Origin of the sequence: Marinobacter maritimus (assembly GCF_007671675.1) — a bacterium.
GTDB lineage: Bacteria > Pseudomonadota > Gammaproteobacteria > Pseudomonadales > Oleiphilaceae > Marinobacter > Marinobacter maritimus.
Map to the genome: position 1 here is coordinate 78,856 of NZ_VCGW01000002.1, position 13,462 is coordinate 92,317.

Genomic DNA, 13,462 nt, shown 5'->3' on the forward strand with positions numbered 1-13,462 from the left:
CGCCTCACAAGGTCACGCGAAACAACCCGATTCAGGTGGTCAGCAACCTCATAAAGTTCTGGTAGTCTTCGCGGATGCCCGGGTCAGTTTCCTTAAGCTCCACGATCTTCTTGCACGCATGCAAAACCGTTGTATGGTCACGACCGCCAAACGCATCCCCGATTTCCGGGAGACTGTGATTGGTCAGTTCCTTCGAGAGTGACATTGCCACTTGCCGGGGCCGGGTCACCACACGGGTTCGCCTCTTAGAGTGCAGGTCTGCAACCTTGATCTTGTAGTACTCAGCCACTGTGCGCTGAATATTATCAATGCTCACCTGTTTTTCATGCAGGGCAAGCAGATCTTTCAGGCTTTCGCGGATAAACGGCGGCGTAATTTCAGAGCCCGTGAAGTGAGCATTCGCTATCACCAGGCGCAGCGCCCCTTCCAGTTCTCTTACGTTAGACCGGATCTTCTGGGCAATAAAAAAAGCCGCTTCGCTGCTGAGTTTCACGTTAACCTGGTCGGCTTTCTTCATCAGGATTGCGACCCGCGTTTCCAGCTCAGGTGGCTCAACCATAACCGTCAAACCCCAGCCAAAACGGGACTTGAGGCGCTCCTCCATATCCACAATTTCTTTCGGAAACCGGTCACAGGTTACGATTACCTGCTGCCCACCTTCAAGAAGCGCATTAAAGGTATGAAAGAACTCTTCCTGAGAGCGCTCTTTACGGGCGAAAAACTGAATATCATCGATCAGCAACGCATCAACCGACCGGTAATACCGCTTGAATTCATTGATGGCATTCAGTTGCAACGCTTTCACCATATCGGCAACGAACCGCTCAGACCGCAAATAAGCCACCTTTGCGTTGGGATTGCGTCGCACAATATCATTTCCGATTGCGTGCATCAGGTGGGTTTTACCCAGGCCAACACCACCATATAAAAACAGTGGGTTATATGCACCACCGGGGTTTTCCGCTACCTGCATCGAGGCTGCGCGGGCAAGCTGGTTTGACTTGCCCTCAACAAAGGTCTCAAAGGTAAAGCCTTCATTAAGAAAGCTCTGGTGTTTGATATCGCCTTCTACCTGAACTGGCCGCCGCCCACCGTTCGACCGGTATTCATTAAGCTGTGCCTGGCGGTTGCCACCGGAGGTTGCCGCAATGCCTTTTTCTTCTTCAGTAACCCTGCCGCCCGATTCTTCCTGAACCCGTTTGACAGAATCCTGCTGAACCAGTTCCGAACGCAGCACCGGCTCACTTTCACGGGGAGCAGATCCAACTTTCATTCCGACTCTAGGAGCCTGACCACCGTTCAGATCCTTGAGCACCTCTTCTATACGCCGGAGGTACTTTTCATTGACCCAGTCCATAACAAAACGATTGGGCGCAAACAGCATCAATTGCCCTTCACGGTCATCGGACTGAAGGGGCCGCAACCAGGTATTGAACTGTTGTGCGGGAAACTCGTCCCGGAGTACTTCAAGACATTGATGCCACATACTGTTCGGCACGACAGTCCGCTCCCGATAACCCATAGATTTCTCAAACCGGACAAGGGGCGTCCGATTCCGAAAGATGACCACGGATTCTAACCCGCCGGCTCCCCCAGTGAAAGAGTAAACGCCTCATCATAAACAGCCTGTGGAAATTTATAATGTTATTTATCAATTTGTTAACGAGTTATATACAACCTTGTGTACAGAAATTTCTTTGCAATAGAGTTACTCACACACCTGTGTGTACAACCGGCCACCAACCCTGTGTGCAAACCAGGGAAGTGCAGTGGATAACTGGGCACATTCCAGCAACCGCAACTTCTCCACAATCCGTCATGCGCTTATGCACAGGGCCCAAGGGTACTTTTGCTCAGCCTTATGAATGCCCCAATATACTGATTCAAATGAGATAAAATGGCTTTTCCACAGAAAATAGCCTGCGTAATAACAGTAATAATAGATCTTTAAAAGAATTCTAAAGAAACCTATAAATACTGTTACTCAACACAGGGCGCTGAAATTTCCGTAGCTTTTCGCAACCTCCTGAAGATCACAATTTCGCATCGGCACAAGCGCGTACCAATAAACATTGAACCCGCGACAGAATTTGCATAGAATGCCGCTCCTGTTTTGGTTATTAATTTTTAAGCCAACTCCCGAATGTCCAACACACGAATTGTGAGATAGTCACCATGAAAAGAACGTTTCAACCAAGCGTCCTGAAGCGTAAGCGCGTTCACGGTTTCCGTGCCCGTATGGCAACTGCCAACGGCCGCAAGGTAATTTCCCGTCGTCGTGCCAAAGGCCGTGCACGTCTGTCCGCGTAATCTGTCGTTCGCCTCATGAAGGCTTTGAATTTTCCGAAATCGCATCGTCTACTGCGACCAGCTGATTACGGCAAAGTCTTCAACGACGTACAGTTAAAGGTTCCGCACAAAAATTTTCTGATCCTGGCAACTCCGAATAATCTCGGACATGCCAGGATCGGTCTTGTTTTTGCAAAAAAGAACCTGAAACTTTCAGTACAGCGAAACCGGATCAAACGCCAAGTGCGGGAAACATTCCGGCATCAGCCTGAGCTTCCTGGAATGGATATTATTATTCTGGGGCGTCAAGGGCTTGCAGCTATGGATAATCAAGCTGTTCGCCTGTCTCTGAATGGCCTTTGGCAGCGGCTAGCGAAAAAGTATCATCAGCTCCCCACATCTAAACCTGCAGTATCGTCATCTGCCGGTGAGGGAACAGGTTAATGCGTAACTTGCTGCTTCTGCCTATCCGCTTTTACCAATATGCCATTAGTCCTCTGATGGCTAGCCATTGCCGCCATTACCCCACCTGCTCACAATACGCTGTGGAAGCCATAACTCATCACGGTGCGCTGAAAGGTCTGTATCTTTCTGCGAAACGCTTACTGAGATGCCATCCATGGGCAGAAGGCGGATATGATCCGGTGCCGGGTACCATGCAATCCGGGCAAGAAGAAGCGATCGATTGCTGTTCGCAGGCTGACCACTCCTCAATAACAACCCAGACCAGACAGTAACCTTATGGATATTCAACGCATCGTATTATTTGCCGGCCTGGCTATTGTCAGTTATCTGATGGTGCTCGCCTGGAATGATGATTATAACCAGCCAGTGCCGACTGAGCAGGTAGCAGAATCTTCACGCATCAAAGCAGACAACAGTTCTGTCGGTTCGGATTCTATGGTGCTTCCAGGTGAATCATCACAGGGAACCTCTACCACAAGCCGTGCAGACGAAGAGTTTGCAACTCCGGAAGGTGGTCAGTCAGTCTCCAGCGCTGCCAATACTGATGTCAGCGTAAGCGATCAATACATAACAGTTCGAACAGATGTGCTTGATCTCGTTATTGATCGTGTAAGCGGTAATCTTGTCAGAAGCTCTCTGCTTTCTTATGACAAGACCCTGAACAGCAATGAGCCGCTCAAACTTCTGAACAATACCGAAAACCGGTTTTATGTCTTGGAAAGTGGGCTTATTGGACAGAACGGGCCAGACAGTGCAAAAAATGGCGAAGCCCCCGTCTACAACACCGATGCAACAAGCTATGAGTTGTCGGAAGGCGAGAATGAACTGACCGTCAACCTCACACACACCATGGATAACGGTGTGAAGATCACGAAACGTTATCAGTTTGTGCGTGACAGCTACGAAATCAGCGTTCGTTATCTGATTGATAACCAGTCCAGTGAAAACTGGCAGGCCAATTTTACCGGCAAAATTGTTCGCGATCAGTCTCCGGATCCTACCTCCGGGCCCAGCATGGGTATCAAAGCCTTCCTTGGTTTGGTGACCAGCTCTCCTGAAGATCCTTATGAAAAGTTTGATTTTGGAGACCTTGAAGAGAAACGCATCAATCAGACAGTAACCAACGGCTGGATGGCGTTTTTGCAGCACTATTTCCTTGTAGCCTGGGTACCTGAAAGAGATCAGCCTGCGCAGTTCCAGACCACTCGGCGTGGCCTGTTACATGTTATGGGCTTTGTTTATCCGGCAACGACCGTAGCGCCCGGAGAAACTACAGAGATAGGTGCACGTGCCTATGTAGGGCCAAAGATCATCGACCGTCTTGAAGCGGCTGCGCCAAATCTTGATCGCACTGTGGACTTTGGGTGGCTGTTCTTCATCTCACTGCCGTTGTTTATCATTCTGGAATGGTTCCACGGCCTGGTAGGCAACTGGGGCGTTTCCATTATCTTGCTAACAGTTCTGGTAAAAGCCGTATTTTTCAAGCTTTCAGCCACGAGTTACCGTTCCATGGGCCGTATGCGTGCAGTAGCGCCGCAGCTCACCAGGTTGAAAGAGCTTTACGGTGATGATCGCCAGCGTATGTCCCAGGAAATGATGGCGCTGTACAAGAAAGAAAAAATCAATCCTCTGGGCGGTTGTTTACCTATTCTGGTCCAGATGCCGGTGTTCATTTCCTTGTATTGGGTACTGTTCGAAAGTGTGCAACTGCGCCATGCACCCTTCATGCTGTGGATTCACGACCTGTCGGTTATGGACCCTTACTTCATTTTGCCAATCCTGATGGGTGCCAGCATGATGTTGCAGATGCATCTGAACCCGACTCCGCCGGATCCGATGCAAGCCAAGATCATGAAGTTGATGCCTATTGTATTTACCATCTTCTTCCTCTGGTTCCCCGCCGGTCTGGTACTTTACTGGCTGGTAAACAACATTCTGTCGATCAGTCAGCAGTGGTACATTACCCGTAAGATCGAGCTGGAAATGGCCACCAAGAAGCACTGATACAGTGGCAAGTTGATTGTTCAGTAAAGGCTCCGTTACGGAGCCTTTACTGTTTCAGGAACACACAAAAATCCTGTGTAAGAGGCATTTGTCATGAACCAGAGCCCCGGAACTCTCCAGGCACCCCATACTCCCGATACCATCGCCGCCATAGCGACGGCGCCTGGCCAGGCCGGCGTGGGTATCGTGCGGGTATCTGGCCCATTGGCAAAGTTCATTGCTTCCACAATGTTGGGGTATATGCCAAAGCCCAGGTATGCGCATTACGGAGCGTTTCTCGATCAGCAGGGTGTGCTTATTGATGAAGGCATCGGTCTGTTCTTCCCAAACCCCCATTCCTTTACAGGCGAAGACGTATTCGAGTTACAGGGGCACGGTGGCACCGTCATTCTGGACTTGCTGTTGCGGGAAGTTTGCCGCCTGGGGAGCCGTTTGGCGCGCCCTGGAGAGTTCTCTGAGCGGGCATTTCTTAACGACAAACTGGACCTCGCTCAAGCGGAAGCCATTGCTGATCTGATTGAAAGCAGTTCGGAGCAGGCCGCTCGCTGTGCCGTACGATCCATGCAAGGAGTATTTTCTCGGCGCATTGAAACTCTGGTTGAAGCCGTTACTCACTTGCGGATTTACGTGGAAGCCGCCATTGATTTCCCCGAAGAGGAAATTGATTTTCTGGCAGATGGCAAGGTTGCAACCGATCTGCAGACACTGCTCGAACAGCTTCGAGGTATTTTGGGGGAGGCCCAGCAGGGCACGATACTGCGCGACGGTATGAAAGTAGTGATTGCAGGCCGTCCGAATGCCGGTAAATCAAGTTTGCTAAATGCGTTGGCAGGCCGTGAAGCGGCGATAGTGACTGCTATTGAAGGAACTACCCGGGATGTACTGAGGGAACATATTCACATTGATGGTATGCCCCTGCATATCATTGATACTGCAGGTCTGCGTGACAGCCCGGACGAAGTGGAACAGATCGGCATTGCCCGTGCCTGGGATGAAATCCGCCAGGCTGACCGCATTCTGCTTATGGTAGATGCCACCACTACAGATAAAACCAAGCCGCACGAAATCTGGCCGGACTTTATAGATCAACTGCCGGCTTCAGCACCGGTTACGGTGATCCGTAACAAGGTAGACCTGAGCGGAGAACCCGTGGGGCTCTCAGAGTTATCCACAAACCAGACACCCGTAATACGCCTTGCCGCAAAATCAACGGAAGGACTGGATGTGCTGCGGGATCACCTGAAGCAATGCATGGGTTTTGCCAGTACCACCGAAGGTGGCTTTCTGGCTCGTCGCCGGCATCTGGGCGCTCTGGAGCGGGCCAGGGAGTCCCTGTTACAAGGTCAGGCCCAACTGGAGGGCTACGGCGCTGGCGAGTTGCTGGCCGAAGATTTACGAGCGGCTCAGGATGCGCTCGGAGAGATCACAGGGCAGATTACACCGGATGAGTTGTTAGGGAAGATCTTTGGTTCCTTCTGTATCGGGAAGTGAACACTCAGCAGTTTGAACGCCTACGCAGCATTCTTCCCGCAAGAAGCTGATTAACGTCTCCAAATGCTGATATTCAGGTATACAGACAATGGTGCGGCTGTGCTTTTTCTGCCTGATCAGTCCTACTTTGGCCATGCGCGCCAGGTGGTGCGAGAGTGTTGAGGCAGGGATACCCAGCGCTTTCTGTATTTCACCCACGGGCGCGCCATTGTGACCCGCTTTAACTAAAAACCGAAAAGCCGCCAATCGGTGAGTATTGCCCAGTTCAGCCAAGCTGGCTGCGACTGCTTCATGATCCATGATTATCCCTTGGTTCAATATTTCCATATTTCTAGAATTATAGTTGACACGCAGAAAGAAGGCAATTTATCCTTTTGTTTTAATTCTATTAAACGAGAACTACAGGAAAGTTAAATGTCCCCTCAGTTGCAAGATGCCTTAGGTATGTTTGTCTTTCTAGCTGTCGAGCTATCGGCTTTGTTCATTGGCATCAGCCTGTTGGTTGGAGCTCTTCAACGGCATATACCGCCATCCACGGTAGAAGCTTTACTGAGTTCCAGTCGAAGGAGAGGCTATTTTCTTGCCGCTGGCCTGGGGGCTATCACACCTTTTTGTAGCTGCTCGACTATTCCCATGCTTAAAGGTTTGATTAAAGCGCGTGCCGGTTTTGGGCCGATGATGGTGTTTTTATTCGCCTCTCCGTTGCTGAACCCCATTATTGTTGTTTTGCTGGTTGCCACCTTTGGTTTAACCCTCACCACCATCTATGTAGGTGCGGCACTGGTAGTTTCACTTGGCTCCGGATGGCTACTACAAGCACTGGGTTTTGAGCGTTATATCCGCCGGGAGGCAAAGGGAGAGATTGTTGAATGCGGAGGCTCTGCAAATACCTGTAACACCGGGCCAGTGGTATCAAGGTGCGACAGCAATCAAACTACTGACTCAGCTCCCGGAAAAAATAAGTACGGTGGCTTATGGCAAGACGCCTGGTCTGACTTTAAGGGTGTTTTGCCGTATATGCTTACAGGCATTGCGATTGGCAGTGTGATTTATGGCTTTATGCCTACGGACCTATTGGAGCAATATGCTGGCCCGAGTAATTCCTTTGCCATCCCGATTGCCGCGTTCATTGGTGTGCCGTTGTATATCCGTGCTGAAGCTGTAATACCGCTGGCAGCCGCTCTGATGGCTAAAGGGGTAGGTGCAGGAACGGTACTGGCGTTGATCATAGGCAGTGCCGGGGCCAGCCTGACCGAGTTGATCCTGTTGCGCTCACTCTTCACGCTTAAGCTATTGGCTGCCTTTGTAGCTGTTATCTTTGCCATGGCAATGATTGCAGGTTACGCCACTTTCCTGTTTTTCTGAATGTGACCCGGGATAAACGGATTTCCATTAAGTGTTGTAGGGCTGCCCGAAAAGACCTTCACTTTGGCCCCTCGCACGCCTTGAACTTTCTGCCGCAGCCACAGGGGCAGGGTTCATTGCGTCCAGGCTTAAGAACGCCTTCATGGGGTTGGCCTTCCAGGTAATACCAGCGCCCGTTTTCCCGGACAAAATGTGACCGTTCCTGCAGGTAACCCCAGCCCGGATTAAGCCGATAGATGGCTTGAAAATGGACATGACCGGTGTTGCCATTTTCGTCGCTGTCCAGAATGCGCAGCGACGCCCAGTCTGGAGAGTGGTGCAGATCAAGCGCCGTTGGTCGGGTGCTATCGTGCCAGCTGGCGCGCAGGTAGTCCTCGAGTTTCAGCACAAACGCGGTGAAACGCGAACGCATCAACGCCTCTGGCGTAGGGGCGTTTTCGCCCGCATGGTAGCGTTGGCAGCATTCTGCGTAACGGCGCTGGCTGCCGCAAGGGCAGTGTGGGATAGTCGTATTCTCAGACATTGATCGGTGATGTTTGCGTCAGGGGTTTAAGCCTGCAGTATAACAACCGCACTCATACACAAAAGGATTGATTCAAACCATGTTCAAACAACCCGGCAAAGTTTCTGTAGTCACCCGGTTCGGCAGTTTGTTTTGCCTGTTGCTGATATTCAGTGGTTGCAGTTCGATGTATTACAGCACCATGGAAAAGCTTGGTGTTGAAAAGCGTGACATTCTGGTGGACAGGGTTGGAGAAGCGCGCGATGCCCAGAGCGATGCCCGGGAAACCTTCCGTTCGTCGCTGGATCGGTTTCAGAGTGTAGTGGATACACCTGACAGCGGATTGCAGCAAAAATATGACGTTATCAGCGATGCCTACGATGACAGCCTGAAGTCGGCGAATAAGGTACGGGATCGCATTGAGGCGGTCGAAGACGTATCCGGGGCACTGTTTGACGAGTGGGAAGACGAGCTGGATCTTTACGAAAGTGCGTCACTGCGCAAAACCAGTAAGCGCAGGCTTGATGAAACCCGCGAGCTTTACGACAGCTTGATTGCCCGCATGCATCAGGTGGAAAAACGCATGGATCCCGTCCTGGAAGCGTTTGAAGATCAGGTACTTTTCCTGAAGCATAATCTCAACGCCCAGGCGATTGGTTCGCTGGAAGATGAATTGGGGCAGATTCGCCAGGATGTGGACAGCCTGGTTCGCGATATGGAAGCATCGATAGCGGAATCAGAGGCGTTCATACAGCGGTTTCGTGAAGGATCCGTTTAATGGATCAAGCGGCTTCTAAAAGATCCGTTTGGTAATAACTGATTATGCCGGAATATAACGCGTAGTTATATTCCGGCATTTTATTTAAAAATAAAAATGAGTATAAAATTAATCTTTTACTGTTCGCTGTAATAAGCAGACATGTCCGCAATATCTTCATCGGTCAGTTTTGTTGCCTGCGGTGTCATAACCGCTGACATACCGCCAGTGCGCTCACCCTCACGATAAGCTTTAAGCGCCAGTTCAAGATACGCGGATGGCTGGCCAGCAAGGTTTGGGTATATTGGAGCGCTGGACTGGCCATCAACGCCGTGACAGGCGATACAAGTCGCGATTTTTTCCGCACCGGCTGCCGCATCAGCCGCCAAGTTGGGCAAGGCAACACCGCCAAAAATAACTGCGATCAATATTTGCTTTATGTTTATTAATTTCATTTCTATCTCCCTACCTGGCTAAACGTGCAGATTTTATGAGTATAAAAGTAACTGCCGGGAAGTGCTGCTTTACAAGCAGGAAATAAATGCGAGGTGCCTGAATCTTGACGTGTATCAAGATTACGCTAGCGATTCCTGGCAATAGGTATTTAACGTCATCTTAAAGTTTTTAACCTATGCTAGTTTTATAAGCGTTGACCGGTGAAGAAAGCGTTTGAGTTAGTTTATTATTCTAGCTCCTATCTAATAATTATTCCCATCGGACAACTCGTTAATTTCGAGTGTGACTAACAGGTCATATGTCAGCCGTTGCCGGTTTTAGCCGGCGACATAAGGCGATTGTCGATGAGGAGAAAGTCATGGGAATGTGGAAGCTGAAGCGCCGCGATTTCCTCAAAGGTTTGGGCGCAACTGGCACCGGTGTGATGCTCAGTGGCAATGTTTGGGCACTGAACCGGCTACAGCCGATCGCAGACACCCTGGCCACAGAATATCCCTACCGCGACTGGGAAGACCTGTACCGCAACGAGTGGACCTGGGACAGCGTTGGTCACGCTGCGCACTGTATTAACTGCATGGGTAACTGCGCCTGGGACGTGTACGTTAAAGACGGCATCGTCATTCGCGAAGAGCAGATTGCAAAATACCCCCAGATACATACAAACATTCCGGACGCCAACCCCCGTGGTTGCCAGAAAGGCGCTATTCACTCCACGTCCATGTACGAAGCTGACCGCTTGCGCTACCCGCTCAAACGTGCCGGCGAGCGCGGCGAAGGCAAATGGCAGCGTATCTCCTGGGATCAGGCCACAGAAGAAGTGGCTGATAAAATTATCGATATTTTCGTCAAACACGGCCCCGGCAAGCTGAAAACTCACCAGGGATCTGGCAACCAGACCATGGTTCGCCAGTCCGGTCCTGCCCGCTTTGCCGCCCTGGTTGGTGGCATTCAGCTTGACGGCTTTACCGTGGTTGGCGATTTGATGACCGGCGCCCATTTGGCGTACGGCAACCCGCTGGAAAGTTTCTCTTCTGATGCCTGGTTCGATGCCGATTACATCATGCTCGGCATGATCAACCCTAACGCTACCCGTATCCCTGATGCCCACTATATCTGGGAAGCCAAATACAACGGCGCGCGTATTGTCAGTACCTCACCGGATTACAACCCCAGTGCTATTCACACCGACCTGTGGATACCCATCGAACAGGGTTCCGACCCGTTCCTGGCCATGTCGTTTGTGAACGTAATCATTGAAGAAAAGCTGTACAAGCCGGCGTTCATGAAGGAACAGACCGACTTGCCCATGTTGGTGCGTGTCGACAACGGACAGCTGCTGCGTGAAAAAGACCTGGTGGAAGGCGGTTCCGACGAAGTGTTCTACCACTGGGACCTGAACACCAACAAGGCAGTTAAAGCCAAGGGTTCAATGGGTGACGACAACAAAACTCTGGACCTGGGCGACGTAGATCCGGCGATTGAAGGCACTTTCAAAGTGGACGGCATAGCCGTGACCACCTCGTTTGAATATGTGAAAAAAGAAGCGGCCAAATACACACCGGAAAAAACCCGGGAGCAAACCGGTATTCACCCGGATATTGTGCGCCAGGAAGCACGTCTGCTGGCGAAGTCCAAAAAAGCCATCATCATGCTGGGTTACGTTACCTCCAGTTACTCCAACTGCCTTTACACCGGCTGGGGATATGCACTGACGCTGGCACTGACCGGGCACGGTGGCCGTACCGGTGGCCTGGATACCTCCTGGGTGGTGTGGAATCATCCGCGCTGGTGGGAACTGGCAGGCTTTGAGGGCAAAAAATCAGCCCGTCTGGAAGCCGGTGGTTTAGGTGAATTCCTGCGTGGCGGTATGATGGAAGGCGCCCGTAAGCACTTCGACAACAAGAAATTGAAAAAACGCGTCGGCTTCGATCTCGATGAGATGGAAGAGATGATGAATGAGTCGATGGATAAAGGCTGGATGCCGTACTACGGCGAAATCAAAGGTATGATTTCGATCGCAGACAACACCTTCCGTCGCAACAAAATGAGTAACAAGTATCGCGAAGAGCACCTGCGTCAGGCAGAAGAGCTGTACGTGAACATCAACGTGCGTATGGACTCCACAGCTGAATGGGCCGACTACGTTCTTCCCGCGGCCAGCCACTATGAAGCCTGGGATATACGTACCCAGGGTTACCACCGCTTCGCCAACATCTTTACCCGCTCGGTAGAGCCGGTGGGTGAGTCCAAGCCGGACTGGGAAATCATGGCGTTGCTGACCAGGAAGATTCAGGAGCGAGCCATCGCCCGCGGCATTGGCCCGATTCAGGATGGTGACGTTACCCGTGATCTGCACACCATTCACGATGACTTCACCCGTCAGGGCACCCTGAACACGGATTACGATGTGCTCAAGCACATCATCGAAGATTCCCCCGAATTCGGTGGCGTTACGATTGAAGAAGCTGCCGAAAAAGGCTTCATCACCATGAACGAGCACGCTGGCCTGAACCAGCCGCTCAAGCCAAATGAGGGATACAACCCGTTTACCGCGCAAACCGATGGCAAAACGCCCTATGAAACCCTGACCGGTCGCATCACCTTCTACTGTGACCACCCGTGGTTCAAGAAGCTGGATTCTGTAGTACCCACAGCTCGGTTGCACGCAGGGCCCAAAGCATCCAACTATCCGTTGGAGTTTTATTCGCCACACGCGCGCTGGGGTATCCATTCCAACTGGCGCAGTAACAAGTACTTGCTGCGGTTGCAGCGTGGTGAACCGAACATCTACATCAACCCGCAGCTGGCTGAGCAACGGGGTATCAAGGACGGTGACACGGTTCGGCTGTTCAACGCCAACGGTGACTTTTTTGCCCAGGCCAAGTTCTATCCAAGCATTCCGGTGAACTCGATCATGATGGAGCACGGCTGGGAGCCGCATCAGTACATTCATCGCAGAAACATGAACGTGTCCAACGCCGTGTTCCTGCAACCGCTGGAACTGGCGGGCGGTTGGGGGCACCTGAAGTTTATTTACGCCAAATGGAACGCCAACCAGCATATCCATGAAAGCTGCTACGACATAGAGCTGGCAAAACCTGAAGACATCACCGACCCACGAGCCGTTTAAGAGGAGATTATCATGACTGTTAAACGCCAACTCAGCATGGTCATGGATTTGAATAAATGCATCGGCTGCCAGACCTGTACAGCAGCGTGCAAACTGATGTGGACCAACCGTAACGGCCGAGAGTTCATGTACTGGAACAACGTGGAATCCCAGCCAGGTAAAGGTTACCCAAGGGATTACGAGAATATGGGCGGTGGTTTCGACGCCGACGGTGCTTTGCGTCTCGGGCGTCAGCCCAGCCAGGAAGACTATGGTATTCCCTGGGAGTATAACTACGAAGAAGCGCTGATGACCGGCACCGATCCCTGGTTGCGCCCCAATGTGAAGCCCACCTGGGGCGCCAACTGGGACGAAGACGAAGGCACAGGTGACTACCCCAACAGTTACTATTTTTATCTGCCGCGTTTGTGCAACCACTGCGCCAACCCGGCGTGTCTGGCGGCCTGTACCCGCAACGCCATCTACAAGCGCCAGGAAGACGGCATTGTGTTGGTGGATCAGGAGCGTTGCCGTGGCTATCGCTACTGCGTTAATGCGTGCCCGTACAAGAAAATCTACTTCAACGAGGAGATTTCCAAATCCGAGAAGTGCATTTTCTGTTACCCGCGGATTGAAAAAGGTTTGCCCACCGCCTGCGCCCAGCAGTGTGTAGGGCGTATTCGCTGGATAGGTTACCGCGATGATGAAGACGGACCGATTCATCAGCTGGTCGATAAATACAAAGTGGCGTTGCCGCTGCACGCAGAGTGGGGAACCCAGCCCAACGTGTTCTACGTGCCGCCCACGTCACCGCCGAAGTTTGGCGAAAACGGTGAGCAGCTGGACGAGTCCCGCATTCCGCTGTCGTACCTGGAAAGCCTGTTTGGCCCCCGTACCGGCGAAGCTCTCGATACTCTCGCAGAAGCTCGTCAGGCGAAAGCCGATGGCAGAGGCAGTGAACTGATGGACATTCTGATTGGCTACAAACATTCCGAAATGTTCAAGCTGAGCTGAAGCCGGGAGG

Annotated in this window: 13 protein-coding genes; 9 read left to right on the plus strand and 4 right to left on the minus strand. The window is 51.5% G+C overall.

Annotated features, from left to right (window positions below):
* Positions 1–31: 31 nt before the first annotated feature.
* Entirely contained in the window at positions 32–1,486 is a 1,455-nt protein-coding gene (gene dnaA, locus FFI90_RS07420; protein WP_425463097.1) for a chromosomal replication initiator protein DnaA, read from the minus strand.
* A 689-nt stretch (positions 1,487–2,175) separates the two neighbouring features.
* On the opposite strand from dnaA, the gene rpmH reads away from it, so the two are divergent.
* From rpmH to mnmE, 5 genes are all read left to right on the plus strand, one after another.
* A complete protein-coding gene (gene rpmH, locus FFI90_RS07425) occupies positions 2,176–2,310 on the plus strand; it encodes a 50S ribosomal protein L34 (RefSeq protein WP_008172542.1) in 135 nt (44 codons plus the stop codon).
* Between the two features lie 15 nt (positions 2,311–2,325).
* Entirely contained in the window at positions 2,326–2,733 is a 408-nt protein-coding gene (gene rnpA, locus FFI90_RS07430; protein WP_144777316.1) for a ribonuclease P protein component, read from the plus strand.
* Positions 2,733–3,026 carry a membrane protein insertion efficiency factor YidD gene (yidD, locus tag FFI90_RS07435; RefSeq protein WP_144777317.1) on the plus strand — a complete coding sequence of 98 codons (294 nt, stop codon included), beginning with the start codon at positions 2,733–2,735 and terminating at the stop codon, positions 3,024–3,026. The genes rnpA and yidD overlap by 1 nt, the downstream gene beginning before the upstream one ends.
* Positions 3,027–3,030: 4 nt before the next feature.
* The gene (gene yidC / locus FFI90_RS07440) at positions 3,031–4,758 is read left to right on the plus strand and encodes a membrane protein insertase YidC (RefSeq protein ID WP_144777318.1); all 1,728 of its coding nucleotides are present in this window, start codon (positions 3,031–3,033) and stop codon (positions 4,756–4,758) included.
* Positions 4,759–4,851: 93 nt separating this feature from the next.
* Positions 4,852–6,249, plus strand: a complete 1,398-nt coding sequence (gene mnmE, locus FFI90_RS07445; RefSeq protein ID WP_144777319.1) for a tRNA uridine-5-carboxymethylaminomethyl(34) synthesis GTPase MnmE — start codon at positions 4,852–4,854, stop codon at positions 6,247–6,249.
* Here the strand turns inward: mnmE and FFI90_RS07450 are convergent.
* Positions 6,211–6,549, minus strand: coding sequence for an ArsR/SmtB family transcription factor (locus FFI90_RS07450; protein WP_144777320.1), 339 nt, complete (start codon positions 6,547–6,549; stop codon positions 6,211–6,213). The genes mnmE and FFI90_RS07450 overlap by 39 nt on opposite strands.
* A 114-nt stretch (positions 6,550–6,663) precedes the next feature.
* Between FFI90_RS07450 and FFI90_RS07455 the strand changes: the two genes are divergently transcribed.
* A complete protein-coding gene (locus FFI90_RS07455) occupies positions 6,664–7,614 on the plus strand; it encodes a permease (protein ID WP_144777321.1) in 951 nt (316 codons plus the stop codon).
* Positions 7,615–7,672: 58 nt separating this feature from the next.
* Here the strand turns inward: FFI90_RS07455 and FFI90_RS07460 are convergent, their stop codons facing one another.
* Entirely contained in the window at positions 7,673–8,137 is a 465-nt protein-coding gene (locus FFI90_RS07460; protein ID WP_144777322.1) for a YchJ family protein, read from the minus strand.
* A gap of 79 nt (positions 8,138–8,216) precedes the next feature.
* Between FFI90_RS07460 and FFI90_RS07465 the strand changes: the two genes are divergently transcribed.
* On the plus strand, positions 8,217–8,894 hold the full coding sequence (locus tag FFI90_RS07465; RefSeq protein WP_144777323.1) for a DUF2959 family protein: 678 nt from the start codon (positions 8,217–8,219) through the stop codon (positions 8,892–8,894).
* Between the two features lie 116 nt (positions 8,895–9,010).
* Here the strand turns inward: FFI90_RS07465 and FFI90_RS07470 are convergent, their stop codons facing one another.
* Complete coding sequence (locus FFI90_RS07470; protein ID WP_144777324.1) at positions 9,011–9,328, minus strand: c-type cytochrome; 318 nt, start codon at positions 9,326–9,328, stop codon at positions 9,011–9,013.
* Between the two features lie 359 nt (positions 9,329–9,687).
* Between FFI90_RS07470 and clrA the strand changes: the two genes are divergently transcribed.
* Both clrA and clrB read left to right on the plus strand, forming a co-directional pair.
* Positions 9,688–12,459, plus strand: a complete 2,772-nt coding sequence (gene clrA, locus FFI90_RS07475; RefSeq protein ID WP_222120498.1) for a chlorate reductase subunit alpha — start codon at positions 9,688–9,690, stop codon at positions 12,457–12,459.
* A 12-nt stretch (positions 12,460–12,471) separates the two neighbouring features.
* Positions 12,472–13,452 (plus strand): chlorate reductase subunit beta, encoded by a 981-nt coding sequence (gene clrB / locus FFI90_RS07480; RefSeq protein ID WP_144777325.1) that lies wholly within the window; start codon positions 12,472–12,474, stop codon positions 13,450–13,452.
* Positions 13,453–13,462 lie beyond the last annotated feature (10 nt).